At 69.6% G+C, this 16,676-nt stretch carries 10 protein-coding genes; 3 read left to right on the plus strand and 7 right to left on the minus strand.

Annotated elements, in window-relative coordinates; genetic code table 11:
- Positions 1 to 164: 164 nt before the first annotated feature.
- Complete coding sequence (locus QRX50_RS37370; protein ID WP_285967782.1) at positions 165 to 992, plus strand: AraC family transcriptional regulator; 828 nt, start codon at positions 165 to 167, stop codon at positions 990 to 992.
- Positions 993 to 1,048: 56 nt separating this feature from the next.
- On the opposite strand, the gene QRX50_RS37375 is transcribed toward QRX50_RS37370, so the two are convergent.
- Positions 1,049 to 1,933: an alpha/beta fold hydrolase gene (locus QRX50_RS37375; RefSeq protein WP_285967783.1), complete on the minus strand. Its 885-nt coding sequence runs from the start codon at positions 1,931 to 1,933 to the stop codon at positions 1,049 to 1,051.
- A gap of 136 nt (positions 1,934 to 2,069) precedes the next feature.
- Complete coding sequence (locus tag QRX50_RS37380) at positions 2,070 to 2,888, minus strand: alpha/beta hydrolase (protein ID WP_285967784.1); 819 nt, start codon at positions 2,886 to 2,888, stop codon at positions 2,070 to 2,072.
- Positions 2,889 to 4,439: 1,551 nt separating this feature from the next.
- Here QRX50_RS37380 and QRX50_RS50100 point away from each other — a divergent pair.
- Positions 4,440 to 4,619, plus strand: a complete 180-nt coding sequence (locus QRX50_RS50100) for a hypothetical protein (RefSeq protein ID WP_353074190.1) — start codon at positions 4,440 to 4,442, stop codon at positions 4,617 to 4,619.
- A gap of 268 nt (positions 4,620 to 4,887) precedes the next feature.
- On the opposite strand, the gene QRX50_RS37385 is transcribed toward QRX50_RS50100, so the two are convergent.
- Both QRX50_RS37385 and QRX50_RS37390 read right to left on the minus strand, forming a co-directional pair.
- The gene (locus QRX50_RS37385; RefSeq protein WP_285967785.1) at positions 4,888 to 6,042 is read right to left on the minus strand and encodes a Dyp-type peroxidase; all 1,155 of its coding nucleotides are present in this window, start codon (positions 6,040 to 6,042) and stop codon (positions 4,888 to 4,890) included.
- On the minus strand, positions 6,035 to 7,192 hold the full coding sequence (locus QRX50_RS37390) for an EfeM/EfeO family lipoprotein (RefSeq protein WP_285967786.1): 1,158 nt from the start codon (positions 7,190 to 7,192) through the stop codon (positions 6,035 to 6,037). The genes QRX50_RS37385 and QRX50_RS37390 overlap by 8 nt, the downstream gene beginning before the upstream one ends.
- 204 nt (positions 7,193 to 7,396) lie before the next feature.
- Here QRX50_RS37390 and QRX50_RS37395 point away from each other — a divergent pair, with 204 nt between their 5' ends.
- Entirely contained in the window at positions 7,397 to 9,571 is a 2,175-nt protein-coding gene (locus QRX50_RS37395; protein WP_285967787.1) for an alkaline phosphatase family protein, read from the plus strand.
- A 409-nt stretch (positions 9,572 to 9,980) separates the two neighbouring features.
- Here the strand turns inward: QRX50_RS37395 and QRX50_RS37400 are convergent, their stop codons facing one another.
- The 3 genes from QRX50_RS37400 to QRX50_RS37410 are packed head-to-tail and all read right to left on the minus strand — an operon-like array spanning position 9,981 to position 16,671.
- Positions 9,981 to 10,760 (minus strand): aminotransferase class IV, encoded by a 780-nt coding sequence (locus QRX50_RS37400; protein ID WP_285967788.1) that lies wholly within the window; start codon positions 10,758 to 10,760, stop codon positions 9,981 to 9,983.
- Complete coding sequence (locus QRX50_RS37405; RefSeq protein ID WP_285967789.1) at positions 10,760 to 11,509, minus strand: thioesterase II family protein; 750 nt, start codon at positions 11,507 to 11,509, stop codon at positions 10,760 to 10,762. Before QRX50_RS37405 ends, QRX50_RS37400 begins: the two co-directional genes overlap by 1 nt.
- On the minus strand, positions 11,506 to 16,671 hold the full coding sequence (locus QRX50_RS37410) for an SDR family NAD(P)-dependent oxidoreductase (RefSeq protein WP_285967790.1): 5,166 nt from the start codon (positions 16,669 to 16,671) through the stop codon (positions 11,506 to 11,508). The genes QRX50_RS37405 and QRX50_RS37410 overlap by 4 nt, the downstream gene beginning before the upstream one ends.
- Positions 16,672 to 16,676: the final 5 nt, after the last annotated feature.

Raw genomic sequence — 16,676 nt, forward strand, 5'->3', positions numbered from 1 at the left:
CTGGCTCCTCGGTCGGGAGCGCTGGGCCGCTCGTGCGGAACCACTCGCGCATTCAGCGTCGCAGCCTAGAAGGAGGTTCGAACGAAAACATGGCTCAAGATCCGGAAGACTTTGCCGATTCTCCACGGCCGCCGGCTTACGGCGAGCACGATGCGCTCTCGGACGTGCTGCAGGCGATTCACCTGCAGGGCGGCGATGTGCGACGCCGGTCGAGCCCGCGTGAGCGGCACCCAGCCGGGGCCAGGGTGTTGCACATCGTCGAGGAGGGCGGGCTCAGCGTCGAGGTCGCGGGCGAAAACTCCGTGGAACTGGGCACAGGGGACCTGGTGCTGCTCGTGCGGGGTGATGCCCACCTCGTCCGAGCGACGCCGGACGCGAGCTGGGTGACCGGGGAGTTCCTCGTCGAGACGGTTGTCGCCGCGCCGCTGCTCGGTGTTCTGCCGCCGGCGATCGTGATCCGCGGCGGCCCGGGATCCGCGGCGTGGCTCCCGCCGATCAAGGAGCTGCTCATGTCCGAGGTGACGCACCCGGCACCCGGCGCCCGCGTGATGGTGTCCCGAGCGCTCGATTTGCTCTTCGTCTGGTCGCTGCGGTCGTGGGCCTCATCCGGCGATGTGCGTCACGCCGGCTGGCTGACGGCAGCGCTGGACCCGGTGCTCGCACCGGTCCTCACCGCGATCCACCGAGACCCCGGTCGTGACTGGCCCGTCGACGAGCTGGCGCGGCTCACGTCGCTGTCGCGTTCGGCGTTCGCGACGCGCTTCGCCGAGTCGGTCGGGGAAACGCCCGGCTCGTACGTGTTGCGATGCCGGCTGGGCCAAGCGGCGCACCTGCTGCGCGGCACGGCCGACCCGGTCGGCCGGATCGCGGCCCGCGTGGGCTACACCTCCGAAGCCGCCTTCAGCCGGGCCTTTTCCCGTGCCTACGGCAGTTCGCCACGGACGTGGCGCGGCGGGGCCGGTTCTGATTCCTCCGAACGAACGCCGGAATAACTCGGCCGGTACCGGACGACACCGCCGGGCCGGCCGGCGGTGTCGTCCGGTTCACGTCACCGGGTGCCTGCGACGGCCCGTTCGATGAGGTCGACGACGATCCCCGGGTTGGTCACTTGTGCTGCGTGGGGAGTGTTGGCCTCGACGATGTGGGAGTGGGCGCGGGTGGCCATGAAGCGCTCGGCGGCCGGTGGGATCAGGTGGTCGTCGTCGGAGACGAGGTACCACGAGGGGATCTTCTCCCAGGCCGGCTCGCCGGAGGTGTTCTCGCCCAGGGCCGTCGAGGCGACGGGGTTCTGCGTGGCGGCGAGTTCCGCGGCGGTGGCCACGGAGACGCGGTTGCTCAAGAACAGGTCCCGGTACTGGGCCGCCTTGGCGTACAGCACGATCTCGGGCTTTTCGTCGGGTGTGAGGTAGGGGACGGGGACGGGGGTGAGGGCAGTGGGAACGGGCGCGTTGGGATCGTTGGTGATGTGAGTGCCCGGGAATCGCGCGGTCAGGGCCGAGGCGTTTTCGCCCGTGTCCGGCGCGAAGGCCGAGATGTAGACCAGAGCCTTGACGTTGGGGTTGCCCGTGGCGGCACTGGTGATGACGGATCCGCCGTAGGACTGCCCGACCAGGACGATCGGGCCCTGGATGGTCTGGAGGTAGGAAGCCAGCAAGGCGGAATCGCCGGAGAGGCTGCGCAGGGCCGTCGGCGGGGCGACTACCGGGTAGCCGGCCGCCTGCAGGGGCTTGATCACTTCTTGCCAGCTGTCCGAGCTCGACCAGGCTCCGTTGACGAGGACGATCGTCGGTTTCGGAGCCTTGGCCGGGTGCGCGAGCGCGACAGGCGCAGCCTGGGGGGCCGGCGTGGCCGATGCCAGCGTGGTCACGCCGGCGACGAGGGCGATGCCGGTCGCGCCGAGGACGGCGGAGCGGAAAACGCGACGTTTACGCACGGTTTCTCCTTGTTTGAAACGGTTGTCATTGCAGTCCGCAGACATCTCAGCCTGCGGGGGTTCGTGGTGGTGGGTTCGGAGGCGGCCGCCCACGCCCGGAGCGGGCGTTGTGCCGGGGCGGGCGCAGGCGTCGACGTCATACCCGGGCGGGGGCGTGCTCCTCGGCCCAGTTCAGCGCGTATTCGGCGACTTCCTGCCAGCCGTCCTGGCCGATGATGAAGTGCGAGCGCCCCGGGAATTCCTGGTACTCGGTGACGGCCGCGGACTTGCTGGAGAGCCGCCAGTTGGCCTTGTTGACCTTGGGCGGCACGATGTGGTCGGCCTCCCCCGCGATGAACAGGAGCGGGACCTGGCGCTTGCGGAAATCGACCCGGGTCGCGGCGCGGGGGTTGAAGTTGGCGAACGCCCCCTGGAAGAGCACACGGGCCGAGCCAGGGACGGCATACCGCTCGTAGCGGGCAGCGGACTGGCTCTCGGTGAGTGTGTTGGTGACGGCGTAGTGGAACTGCTCCGGCGTCAGCAAGACCGCTTTGTTCTTGTTGGCCGGGTTTCCCAGGACCGGCCAGGTCGACTTGAGGGTCGACAGCGGCAGCGGAAGGACGCCCTTGACGGCTGCCGAGTCGATGGCGACGCCGACGCTGCCCAGCCCGCGGTCGAGCAGGATCTGGACGACGGTGCCGCCGAACGAGTGGCCCATGATGATCGGCGGTCGATCCAGCGCGCGGATGATGTTCTGGTAGTGGTCGACCACCTCGCGAAGGCCGACTCCCGCGATCCCCGCGGGGTCCCGCCGAAGCTCCTCCACCTCGCGGTCGAGCCCCGGCCAGGCCGGGGTGAGCACCCGGTACCCCCGAGCCTCGTAATGGTGTTTCCACCCCTCCCAGCTACGCGGATTCACCCAGAGGCCGTGAACGAGCACAATCGTGTCGGCCTCGTCGGCGGAGAAATCATTCATGCGGACCTTCCCTTGGAATAGGACGCTCTGTTCACCGGAGCAGGCCTGACCGGCGCTCCCCGAAAGCCGCCTCGGTGCGGGTCGAGCACGCGTCCCGCGGCGGGCTCCCAGGATCCCGTGCGGCTCTGCCTGCCCGCTTCTGTCGGATGGCCACAGGGATTCGGCGCCGTCGCGTCGTTTCGGACAGTCGTTCGACAGGTTCGGTGTTTGCGCAGCTCGGCCGCGCGTGGCGGCGCGTGCCCGACCCGCTCCCGTGCCGTGCCCGTTCCGCATCCGCCGGTCTTCGCGGCCGGCCGCGGTCGACCGGAGCCGCGGTCATCCGCACAGTCAGTTGACTTAAACCGGGCAAGGCGGAACGCCGACCCACCGCCGCGCCGCAGCTGCGCGGTCCGTTCGAACTGCGTGGCAACCCGCCTGCGGCGATCGGGAGTGGTGGAGGGCGGTCCGGGCGGCACCTCCAGCAGGATTCAGCAGGGGTCGTGAGTGGACAGTGGGCCTTGAACAGGAGCCGCGGGCGCAGGCGGCGACAGTCGGATGACGGTGACCCCGAAGGTCGCGGATTCGGCACCGTCGGGCGGAATGTCCGCGTTACCTCCGCGTCGAGAGTGAGGATTCATGTCGAACGAGCCGGTCGTTCTGCTACACGGCTTCATGCGCATCTGCCACAACGCAGCACACGAGCCGACCGAGCAATCCGCTGTAGCTGTCGCAGCTGAAGTCAGGCGCTCACCTCGGAGCCTGCGCCTGGTCGGCATTCAGCTGCTGCGCTCGCCACCCAACGCAACGGATGGCGTGGCGATTTCCCGGCGACGGCAACCCGCGACGACCGGGCCGAACCCGCCCCTCCGGGGAGCAACCCGGGCCCACGACCTGCGATAGCGCGCATTTTGCCCGGCCGAATGGCGTGTCACACGTCCCTGACACGGAAGAGGCCACTGGTTCAACCCAGTACCGCGCACCAGCTGAAACCGCAGGTCAGAAGCCCTGCCCCTACCCGCCGGGACCGAAGGTGCGGGAACCATGACACCGGCCTTCGCCCGCTCCCCCAGGTACGGGGGATGCCCCCGATCCGCCGGCACATCGAGGATCTGGTTCACCATAACCGGGGTCACGTGGTCGTAGACGCAGGCGATGCCCTTCGTCTGCCCGAGACGCGCCAGTCTCGGGCAACCTCCAGTGCCCCGTCCCCGGTCAGCCAAGTGCTGTGCGAGTGCCGACCTCGGCCGGCTTCCACTGTGGTCTGGGCGAAGGGATCAACGGACCCGGGGCCACGCTACTTCCGGTCGAATCTCGACGCACTCGCCAACTGCCTCCGCGCCACGCCTGCGGGCAAGCGGCCGGCTGCGCTCCTGCGGGACGGTTTCTCCTTGGCTGCCGAATCCCTGGGAGCCGAATTCGTCGACGCCGTCACGGCAGTCCTGGGTGAATTCGGAGTGGACGTCGAAAGCCCGGTGAGATGTGACGGCGTGCCGTTGGTGGGCGGCTGCTCGCTACTTCCAGTTCCTGGCCGGCTGGTACTTGAGCCAGTGCGACGAAGACTGCGAGCATGAGATGGGCGTCCGCCGGGCGACGCTGAACAACCCTGGCTTGCGGCTGCGCGTCGACATCGTTGGCACCAGTGCGGAGGGCCGTGTGGAGCCGAGGTCCAAAGAGGACCTTGGAACTGGCCGGCGGCCTGGGCGTCAGCGGACGCGAACGCCACGAATCCTCGTGCGGCGCGCGGTCGCTTGATGTGCTGCTGGCCGCTTGCCGCAGGTTCGTGTTGCCATCGACTCGCGGTGGCCTTTGCCGCCCCGTCCCTCGATGGGCTCCTCCGTGTTGACGCACGAGTAGTTTCGCTGGCGGCTTCCGCTGTCGTCGAGCTGGGAACCGGCTTTCCGAAGACGGCCGTTACTTCTTGCTCAACGGGGTCCGGCGCGGCAACTCGATGCCGAGCAGAAACTAGGGTCCCGTTCAGCTTCATGGCTGACGTGCCTTGGGACGCGCGACCGGCGGCCGTTCAGTCGAGCATGGCGCGACCCAGCCAGTCGTCGGCATCCCGTACGCCGGGCAGGGCGAAGAAGTAGCCGCCCCCGAAGGGCGAGACGTAGTCGACCAATGGTTCGTCGATGAGCAGCGTCTGGACGGCGACGAACTGGCGGTCGAGGTCGGCGTTGAAGCAGATGAAGATCATCCCCATGTCGAGCTGGCCGTTGCGCTCGATGCCGGCGCTGTAATTGAAGCCTCGGCGCAGCATCCGTCGATCGTCGGCCGTGCCGTCGTGCGGGTTGGCGAGCCGGATGTGCGCTGTCAACGGCACCGTGTTGCCGTGCGCGTCCCTGTGGTAGCTGGGGATCTGGAACTCCTCCGGGCCGGCGACTCGTTCGCGCCGGCCGGACAGCGGCGCGCCGGTGTCGCGGTCACGGCCGAAGATCCGCTGCTGCTCGTTGATCGAGATCCGGTCCCAGAACTCCACGAACATCCGGATCAGGCGGACCACGTGGTAGGAACCGCCGGTCACCCAGTCTGGTTCGTCGCCGCCGCTCTTGGTCCACACCAGCTGATCGATGAGCTCGGCACGGTCGAGGATCTCCTTGTTGGCTGTGCCGTCCTTGAAGCCGAACAGGTTGCGGGGCGTCCCGCTCGGCCGCGGCGGGCTGGTGAAGCCCTCCATCTGCCACAGCACCTGAAGGTCGGCCCGAGTCGCGCGCATCAGGATGCGCAGCGCGTGCAGCACGGTGTCACGGTGATCGGCGCAGATCTGCAACAGCAGATCGCCGTCGCAGTGCTCGGGGTCGAGCGCGTCGTTCGGGAACTCGTCCATCGCGCGTAGCCGGGCCGGTTTGACACCCGCAAGATCGAACCGGTCGTCGAACAGGCTCGCACCGACACTGACCGTGACGGTGAGACCGTCCGGCACCGTGCCCGGGCCGAGCACGCCGTTCTCGTACGGCGTCGACACGAGCCCGTCGTCGCTGCCGCGCCCGGTCGGTGCGTCGCCCCCGTCGACCAGGTAGCGGATCGTCGCCGTCAGCGTCTGGAACATCCGCCGCAGCGCCGGCCGGTCGGCCGCGGTCACGAGGAACGCGACGACGACCGCCGCGCGCTGCGCGGGCTCGAGAATGCCGGCCTGGTGAACACCTTCGAAGGGAACGGCGATGTCGTGGTCAGTCATGGGTGATCGGGCCTCGGTCGCGGGTGGCGTTGCGCGGGTCGACGACGACCGCGGTGTGGGAGAGCAATTCGACGCTGTGCTGGACTGCCGCGTTGACCGCGGCCCGCTGCCGAACGGTCAGTGACGCCAATCCGGCCCAGCCGTCGGCGTGGTGGTGGCTGCGGACCAGCTGCTGGGTGAGCCGCAGCTGCTGGTCGGTCTGGTCCAGATACGGGTTCTGCTTGCGCAGTATCGGCCGCAGCGGGTCCAGCGCCTGCCAGACCCCGGTGAGGTTCGCGTCCACGGTCGCCAGCTCGGTCTGGCTGCCGGCATCGCCGATCCCGTTCAGGTCCCATTGCAGGGCATCCTCGAGGATCTCGTGAGCCCGCCGGCCCATGTCGATCGGCGTGATCGCGTTCGGCAGCGCCAGCTCGTCGGCGAGCCGCCCGATCGCCTCGAGCAGCGCATCGACGTGCGGCACGATCGTCGCCACCGGCCGGTCGCGCCACAACATCGCCTCGATCTTGCGGAAGCCGGTGAAGTCCGCGTCCGCGAGGCGGGCGGGGGCGACGCCGCGCGGCGGGTCGGCGTTGATGTCGTCACCGGTCTCGTCGTAGACCCGGTAGGCCCCGCCCAACGTCTCGTAGGTGAGGTGCGCGACCAGCCAGTCGTCTTTGGCGGCCACCACGTCGCCGGCTTGCAGGTCGCTGCGCAGCCGGCTGACCTGCCGGGTGAGCGCGGGCAGCTGTCCGGTGAGCCAGCCGACGTAGTTGTTGATCGGGATCCGCAGGTCGAGCCCCGTCACGGGGATGATCCCGTACACGTCGTGGGGCAACGGGTCACCTGTGACGACGACCGGCAGGCTGTACTTGATCGTGTAGTCGGTGATGCAGACCCAGCGGTAGGTCCCGGGCGGCACCGATGCCGTGACCGTGCGGCTGACGCCGCGGCCGAAGTGCTCGACCTCGACGTAGACCCGCTCGGTCGCGGGGTCCTCCAGATAGATCTCCGCGCCGGCGCCCTCGTTGTTGACGAACACGAAGTCGTAGCGGCCGGCCGGTCCGCCGAGCCAGTCGTCGATGCCGTAGGGCGAGCCGACGACCAGCACAATGGGCTGCGGCCGGCTCGACGGCAGGGATGGGGTGGCCGCCCAGGCCGTCCTGCTGCTCACCGAGCCCAGCCTGGGTGGCGGTCGTGAACGCATTCGATGATGCCGATTACGCACCAGTGAACAGCGTGTGACCGGCCAGGCAGGTCGAGATTGCGGACGTCCTGAGACTTTCCGGAACGTTCATGACCTGATTCTCGCGGCGTCAAGACCTGCCGCAGTTGACTTTGCGGGACTCCCCAGCACGAGAGGCCAGGTACCAAACCCATGTCTGACAACGATTCGGCATCCGCGGACGGCAACAGAGCGACCACGGAACGCAACCGGATCAGCCGGCGCCGGTTGATGCAGGCCGCGGGCGCCGCCGGCGCCGCGGTCGCCGCCGGCGGGCTGTCGGCCGTCCCGGCCGAGGCCGCAGTGGACGGCAAGCCCGGCTCGACGCCGGCGCAGGACCCGCGTCGCGACCCGCATCGCACCGGCACGATCAAGGACCTGAAGCACGTCGTGATCGTGATGCAGGAGAACCGGTCGTTCGACCACTACTTCGGCACCCTCGACCTGGCCGGCGCGCGCGGCTTCGGTGACAAGCAGGTGCTGACCTGGCAGAACGGCCAGACGATCTACTACGACCCCAACAGCCGCGCCGAGGGCTACCTGCTGCCGTACCACGCTGACAGCCTGAAGTACAACGCGCAGAACACCAGCGCGCGCAACCGGTACTTCAAGGAAGCCGATGTGCCGTGGCACCACGCGATCGCCAAGGCTTACACCATCGGTGACCACTACTTCTGCTCGCTGGACACCAGCACCAGCCCGAACCGCATCATGATGTGGGCCGGCACCAACGACGCGGCCGGCGTGCAGGGCGGTCCGGTCATCAACAACAACGGCGACTACGGCTACGCCTATAAGTTCAAGACCTACCCGGAAACGCTGCAGGACGCCGGCGTCAGCTGGCAGATCTACGTCAACAACGACACCGACGACAACTTCCTCGGCGACTACACCGACAACACCGTCCGTTCGTTCGCGGCGTTCGACCCGGCGAACGCGACCCCGCAGAACACCCAGCCCCGCAAGGGCCTGCTCGCCCGCGGCAACGTGGTGCACGCCCACACCACGCAGCCCGCAGGCATCAAGAACGACACCTCCAACCTCGACTACGTGTTGGGGGACTTCATCGCCGACTGCGAGTCGGGCGACCTCCCCGAGGTGTCCTGGGTCGTCGCGCCCGCGGCGTGGACCGAACACCCGACGTACGCTCCGAACAACGGCGCGGTCTACACCGACCGGGTGATCCAGGCGGTGCACGACAACCCCGAACTGTGGGAGTCGACGCTGATCATCCTGAACTACGACGAGCCCGACCACGCGAACCGCATCGGTGAAGGCGGCTTCTTCGACCACGTCGTCCCGCCGATCCCGGAGGTCGGCACCGTCGGTGAGCGCGCACCCGGAATCAAGCCCGGCTTCGGCGGTCGCGTGCCGTTCGTGCTGATCTCGCCGTGGACCCGTGGCGGCTTCGTCAACTCCGAGGTCTTCGACCACACCTCGACGATCCAGCTGATCGAGGAGTGGACCAAGAGCCTCGGCAAGCCGGCCATCTGCAAGAACATCAACGACTGGCGGCGCAGCGTCTCCGGCAACCTGCTCTCGGCGATCGACTTCGGCAACTTCGACACGTCGTTCCCGAACCTGCCGAAGCCGGCCGACCTGCTCAAGTCGGTCGTCGTCGACGCCAGCCTGCCGGCAGTGCCCCAGCCGGCCGTCGGTGCGCAGGTCATGCCGACCCAGCAGATCACCGGCAAGGCGAAGCGGAGCCCGCTGTCGTTCCAGCCCAACGGCGTCCTCGTCGAGAACCACAACACCGGGACCGCGACCGCGACCTTCACCGTCGAAGGCGGCCCCAGCGGCAAGGCGGTCAACCTGGTCGGCCTGGCCGACAAGTACGTGCCCGCCCTCGCCGGCGCCGAGCCGCTGGGCATCGGCCAGGACGCGCTGCCCCTCACGGCCAGCAACCACCGGTCGAAGTCGTACACCTGGGACACCAAGGCGACGAACGGCAAATACGCGTTCACCTTCCACGGGCCCGACCACTTCATCCGGTCCTTCGCCGGCACCGTCGTCCCGGCCGACGACCGGACCTCGGCCCAGCCGCGGGTCGACGTCCGGCTGGTCAAGGGGCACACGCGGCCGGACGGCCGGGGCAAGTCGGCCGACGCGACTGTCGAGTTCACCCTGTCCGCCGACGGCCGCCGGTCAGTGACCTACACGCTGACCGCGAACGACTTTGCCGGGAGGAAGACGACCATCCAGGTGCCCGCCGGCAAGCGCAGCGTCGTCACCTGGCCGACCGAGGACGGCTACTACGACGTGATCATCACCGCAAAGGAGTCTGCCGACTTCATGCAGCGGTACGCCGGTCGCGCCGCGGAAAAGTGAGCCTTTCGCCCACCGTTTCGAGCTAGTCGTGACGTGCCCGCGTTCCCACCGGATCGCGGGCACGTCCGCGATCCGGCAACGCCTTGGCCACGCTGACGAGGCTTCGAAGTTGTGGCGTGCGGTGGGGGTGCCGCGGTCGAGTGGATCATCCTCAGCCGCGAACGCCGCGGCACCTGGAGCTGGTACAGCCTCGTTTCGGAGCCTCTGGAGAGCCTGCAGGCACTACTGCAGGCCGGCGGCCCGCTGAGGCCACCGGCCTGCGTCGATGCCCTCGGTGAACTGTTCGACGGCGCACGCCACGCGGCTATACGCGCGCGGACTCACTACGAGGGCTCCCAGATCTGCGGCGGCCTGGCCGGCCACGGCCAGCGCCCGCCCGATCCCGGAACCACTGATGGCCGCGAGGCGGTCAGTGAACTGTTTCGTGGTCGGTTCTCTCCGCGAGCAGGTGGTGCCACGCCTCGGCCCGAGCGAGGTCAGCCGTGGTGAACGGCGAGCCCGCCCACGCGGACACCGGACGAATACCGTGCAGCGCGTTGAGCGTCCACACGTCGGCTCCGGCCAGCTCGGCCGGGGTGGACAGTTCGGGCCGGAACTCGATCCCGCGCTGCGCCGCGAGCGCGAGCACCTCCGCGCGAGTGACGCTCGGCAGGATCGCGGCGGTCTCCGGCGGGCCGCACAGGACTTCGCCACGCCACCACAGCAGGCTCGTCGTGCTGCCCTCCAGCACGTGTCCCTCTCGTGACAGCAGCACGGCCTCGTTCGCGCCCGCCTCCGTGGCAGCGTCACGCAGCTGTGCGAGCGACGTCAGGTCCGGGCCTTTCACCCGGGGCCTGGTCCGCCCGTCCGGCGATGGGGAAACCCACAGCCGCACGGTCTCCCCGCGCGGCGGGGCGGGGCGCAGCCAGAGGGTCAGCTGCGGATTTCCCTCAGGCGACGCCATTTCCACCCGGGGGAACCACCGGCCGGCCGAGGGGATCCGCTCCTGCACGGCGTCGAGGAACGTCCGCACCCGGTCGGGCCGCAGTCGCGGACACGCGGCGGTGAACCGTGCGGTGTGACGGTCGAAAGCGCGCGTCCGCCCGTCGTCGACCAGCCACGAGTCGACGACCTCGGGACGGAACGACCGGGTCTCCGGCACGAACCGCTCCGAGTCCCCGAGCCAACGCAGCCAGAATGAGTCCCTCATCAAGCCCTCCCATGCCGTGACGCGACCAGGTCGACGATCCTCGACGCGTGGTCCACGACGAAGAAGTGACCGCCGGGGAACTCGACCAGCTCGCAGGGCGCCGTAGTATGCGTCGCCCAGTCCTGGGCCTCGGCGACGGTCGTGTGTGGATCGTCCGTGCCGATCAAGGCGGTGATGGGTGAATCCAGCGGCTTGCCCGCGTCGAAGCGGTAGGTCTCGACCGCGCGGTAGTCGGCGCGCACGGCCGGCAGGATCATGGCCCGGATCTCCGGTTCGCGCAGCAGCCGGGTGTCCGTGCCGCCGAGGGATTCGATTTCCGCGACCAGGCCGTCGTCGTCGAGTCGGTGAACGCGACCGGGCCGGCTCAGTGCGGGCGAAGGGCGGCCGGACGCGAACAGGCGGACCAAGCGGAACCGCGGGTCGTCGGCCAGCCGGCGCGCCACCTCGAACGCGACGACGGCGCCCATGCTGTGCCCCAGGAACGTCAGCGGACGGTCCAGGATTCCGTCCATGGCCGCGGAAATGCCGTCGGCCAGGTCGCTGATCCGGTCCATCGGCGGTTCGTGGCGCCGATCCTGACGCCCGGGGTACTGCACGGCCACTACGTCGACGTCCGGGGCCAGCGCCAGTGCCATCGGTTTGAAGAAGGGCGCGGAGCCGCCCGCGTGCGGAAAGCACACCACCCGGTGGTCGGCTCCTGCGGCGCCGGCGAACCGCCGGAACCACAGGCCCTCGTCGGTCGAGGTCACGCGCTCTCCTCCCCTGCATCAGCCTGCTTCTCGTCGAGCCAGGCGAGAACCGCGCGTGCCGTGACGTCGACGGTTCTCTCCATGATCTCGTAGTGGTCGCCGAGGGCGTCGGCCGTTCGCGACACCGACTCGAACGACGCCTGCCAGTCGCCGGTCATGCCGCGCATCGGCTTCGTGGCCCGGACGAGGAGCGACCGGAACGGCACCGGCGCCGGTTTCCAGTCCGCGAAGGTCTCGAAGTACCAGGTGTGGGCCGAAAGCCGGGTCCCGTTGAGCGGCGCGGCCGGATTTTCCCGCTCCCGCATGTGCTCGAACACTTCGCGCTGGAAGTCGGCGAAGTACTTGTTCCCGTCGTTGATCTCGTAGGTGTCGACGAAGACGATGCCCTCGGGCGCGCTGCCGCGGTCGGCGAGGACCAGCGCCAGCTCGTGCGCCAGGATCCCGCCCGACGAGTATCCACCGAGGAAAAACGGCTTGCCGTCGGCATACTTCGCGGCGGCCTCCGCGAGCACCTCGATCACGGATTCCCGGCCGACCGGCAGCTTCTCGCCTTCGGCGAATCCCGGCAGCTCGAAGGACGAGACGACAGCGCCCGGCAGCGCCGCGGCGAACCTCGTATACAGGTGAGCGCCGGTCAAGGCGACCAACGGCGGCACCAGGATCAGCCGCGGACCGGAACCCGGCGGTGACAGCGGCACGATCCGTACCCCATCGTCCAGTTCGGACGCCGTGCTGAACGTCGGGCGGAGCTTCGCGACGGTGCGCGCGAGCTCGACCCCCTCGTCCACTCGCCCGGTGTCCACCGCGGACCAGAACGCTTGGCCGAGGACGTCGAACGAACCCGCGCCGGCGGACACGGGGCTCGCCTTCGTGGTGCCGACAACGCCGCTCAGGTATTCCGCCAGTTTCGCGGGACTCTCGTGGTCGAAGATCACGGTCGCCGGCAGCCGCAGCCCGACGAGCTTGCCGAGCCGGTTGCGCAGCTCGATCGAGGTGAGCGAGTCCATGCCGAACTCCTCGAACGGCACGGTGAGCTCGATGTCGTCCGGTGACCCGTGCCCGAGCACCTCCGCCAGCTGGGCGCGGACCAGGTCGGCCAGCGCCCCGATCCGGTCGCCGGAGTCCATCGTGGAGAGTTCTGGGGCCTCGGCGCCGGCTCGTGCCGGTGGCGGGGTGACCAGCGACTCGAGCAGCCGATACGGCCGGGTGGACCGTGCCGTGTCGTCGAGCCGCGTCGCGGCGACGAGTGCTTCGTCGACGGTCACGGCCCGGTCGAACAACGCGAACCCTTGCGCCGCGGTCATCGGCGCCAGGCCCGCGCTCGCCAGGCGCTGCAAGTCCTGACGGGACAGGGTGCCGGTCATGCCGCCTTGCTCCGACCACGCCCCCCAGGCCAGCGAAAGGGCCGGAAGGCCCTGCGCCCGCCGGTACTGGGCGAACGCGTCGAGGACGGTGTTGGCGGCGGCGTAGTTGCCCTGCCCGGCCGCGCCCAGCAGGCCCGACAAGGAGGAGAACATGACGAAGGCGGACAGCTCGGTGCCCCGGGTGAGCTCGTGCAGGTTCCACGCGCCCCGCACCTTGGGCGCCAGCACCCGGACGAGCGCTTCGGGGGTCAGCGACTCGATCGTCGCGTCTGCCAGCACACCAGCGGCGTGCACGACCGCGGTCACCGGCCCGTGGTCGGCCAGGACCCCGGCCAGCTCGGCCCGGTCGGCGACGTCGCAGGCCGCCATCGTGACCTCGGCACCCAGGTCGGTCAGCTCGGCCAGCAGCTGCGCCGCACCCGCCGCCCGCGCGCCTTGCCGGCTGAGCAACAACAGGCGGTCCGCGCCGCGGTGACTCACGAGGTGCCGGGCGAGTGCGGCGCCCAGTCCGCTGGTACCACCCGTGATCAGCACCGTTCCGCGCTTCCAGCGCTCGGGATCCGATGGCGTTTCGGAGGCCCGCTCCAGACGCGGGACTACGATCCGGTCACCGCGGACGGCGAGCTGAGGTTCCGCGGTGGCGAGGGCGGCGGCCAGCACGGCGGGCGAGGGCGGCGTGTCGTGGTCGAGGAGGACGAAGCGGTCCGGGTGCTCCGCCTGGGCCGACTTGACCAGCCCCCACACCGCGGCGGCGGCCAGGTCCGGGCTCGGTTCGGATTCGGTCGTCCGGACGGCGTAACGGGTCTGGAACACCAGCCGGGTGTCGGACAGTCCGGGGTTCGCCAGCCAGGAACGCAGCAGGTCCAGTACCTCGACCGTGCCCGTGTACACGGCCTCGACGATGTCGTGGTCCGGGTCGGTGCCGCGCTCGTACAAGGGAACCAGCACCGCGTCCGGGGCCGTGCCGACGAGGTCCGCCAGCTCGATCGCATCACGCACCCGGACCACGTCGAGTTCGCGGCCGGGGTGGGTGTCGACGCCGACCCAGCCCAAGCGGAGGAGTGCACCTTCCTCGGATGCTCCGGTGTGGACGGTCGGTGCGGGGACGTCCGGCCAATAGCGCCGGCGTTGGAACGCATACGTCGGCAGGTCGATGCGACGGCCTCGGACCCCGATCACCGCGGGCCAGTCCACGTCGATTCCCGCGACATGCAGGTGCGCGACGGCGGCGACAGCTCCGGCGGCCTCGTCCCGGTCCTTGCGGACCGCGGCGACGACGGTCGTCTGCTCCGGATCGAGGTCGGAGTGGATCATCGGGGACAGGGTGCTGCGAGGTCCGGCTTCGAGGAACACCGTGGTGCCGTTTTTGTGGAGCGTGGTGACACCGTCGGCGAAGCGCACCGGCTCGCGCACGTGCCGGACCCAGTAGTCCACAGTGGTCACGTCACCACCGGCCACAGTGGACACCAGGGGAATGACCGGCTCGTGGAACGTCATCCCCCCGATCGCCGCGCGGAACCCGTCCAGCATCGGATCCATGCGAGCCGAGTGGAACGCGTGGCTGACCCGCAGCCGCGAAGTCCGGTAACCTCGCTCCCCCAGCACGCGGCGGAGATCCTCGATCGTGTCCTCAGCCCCGGACACCACCACAGCCTCCGCGGCGTTGACGGCCGCGATGTCGACCTCGTAGCCGACCAGGACGGGTGCGAGTTCGGTTTCACCGGCCGCGACGGCCAGCATGGCCCCGCCGCCCGGCAAAGCCTGCATCAGATTGGCCCGCGCCGCGACCAGCGTGCACGCGTCCTCAAGAGAGAACACACCGGCCACGTGAGCCGCGCTGATCTCACCGATCGAATGCCCCATCAGAAAATCAGGCCGAACCCCCCACGACTGCAGCAGGCGGAACCACGCGCTCTGCCAGGCGAACAACGCAGGCTGCGTATAACCCGTCCGATCCAGCGAATCCGCGTCCGCGAACATCACCTCACGCAACGCGTGTTCGCCCGCCAACAACGGATCCAGCAACGCACACACCTCAGCCAAAGCTTCAGCGAAAACCGGGAACCGAGCCGACAACTCACGACCCATCCCCACCCGCTGCGCGCCCTGCCCGGAAAACGTCATCGCGACGCGGCCCACGGCCCCCGTCGCCCCGGATACCACAGCCGGATCGGTCGTACCGGCGGCCAACGCCTGCAGCCCCGACAGCGCCTCGGCCCGGTCCGCGGCCACCACCACCGCGCGATGACCGAAACTCGTGCGCGTGGTCGCCGACGACCACGCCAGGTCCGCCACTCCGACCTCAGGACCCCGCTCCAACACCGACCTCAGCCGGCCTGCCTGGTCACGCAGAGCCTCCTCAGACCGGCCCGACACCAGCACCGGCCTCGGCGCACCGTCATCCGGCGTCGCCGCCAACTCGGCAGACTCGGGTGCCTGCTCGAGAACGACGTGGGCGTTCGTGCCACTGATCCCGAACCCCGACACCCCCGCCCGCCGCGGCCGGCCCGTCTCCGGCCACGGAACCCGCTCGGTCAGCAACCGCACCGACCCGGCGCTCCAGTCCACATGGGTGGTGGGCCGGTCCACGTGCAGCGTCTGCGGCAAGACGCCGTGGCGCATGGCCTGGGTCATCTTGACGATGCCCGCGATCCCCGCCGCGGCTTGCACGTGCCCGATGTTGGACTTCACCGACCCGAGCCACAGCGGATGCCCTTCCTCCCGCCCCTGCCCTAAGGTGGCGAGCAGCGCCTGGGCCTCGATGGGATCCCCGAGCCGGGTGCCGGTGCCGTGGGCTTCGGCGGCGTCGATCTCCGCCGAGGTGAGTCCGGCGTTGGCCAGCGCGTCACTGATGACCCGTTGCTGGGCCGGGCCATTGGGGGCCGTGAGCCCGTTGGACGCGCCGTCCTGGTTGATCGCCGAGCCCCGCACCACCGCCAGCACCCGGTGCCCCAGCTCCTGCGCCCGCGACAACCGCTCCACGACCAGGACGCCGGCGCCCTCGGCGAAACCGGCACCGTCCGCGGCGTCGGCGAACGACTTGCACCGGCCGTCGGGCGCGAGTCCGCCTTGGAGGGAGAAGTCGATGAACACCTCCGGCGTGGACATGACCGAGACACCCCCGACCAGCGCCAGATCGCACTCGCCGAGGCGCAGGGACTGGGTGGCCCAATGCAGGGCGACCAGTGACGCCGAGCACGCGGTGTCCACCGTGACCGCGGGTCCTTCCAGCCCCAGCAGATAGGCGACGCGCCCCGACAGCACGCTCGACGAGCTGCCGGTGAGCAGGTAGCCCTCGAGCTCGTCGCGGGCCTTCAAGGAGGTGTGGACGTAGTCCTGCGAGTTCGATCCGACGAACACTCCGGTCCGGGTGCCGCGCAGCACTTCGGGTTTGATGTCCGCTCGTTCCAGGGCTTCCCAGGTGGTCTCCAGCAGCAGCCGCTGCTGGGGGTCCATCGCCGTCGCCTCACGCGGGGGGATGCCGAAGAACCCCGCGTCGAACTCGGCGGCGTCGTGGAGGAAACCGCCCCGCCCGGTGGCCGATCCCCCGGCGCGCAAGCCCGCCGCGTCCCAGCCGCGGTCGGTGGGGAAGTCTGATGTCACGTCCCGGCCGCCGAGGACGACGTCCCACAAGTCCTCGGGTGAGGTCACCTCGCCGGGGAACCGGCAGCCCATTCCGACGATCGCGATCGGTTCGCGCAGGCCGGATTCGGTCTCGTGCAGGCGGTCCCGCGTCTCACGCAGCTCCGCGATCGCCCGCTTCAGGAAGTGCCGGAGCTTTTCCTGCTCGTCGCTCATGCTTT

The organism is Amycolatopsis sp. 2-15, from assembly GCF_030285625.1.
GTDB classification, from domain to species: Bacteria; Actinomycetota; Actinomycetes; order Mycobacteriales; family Pseudonocardiaceae; genus Amycolatopsis; species Amycolatopsis carbonis.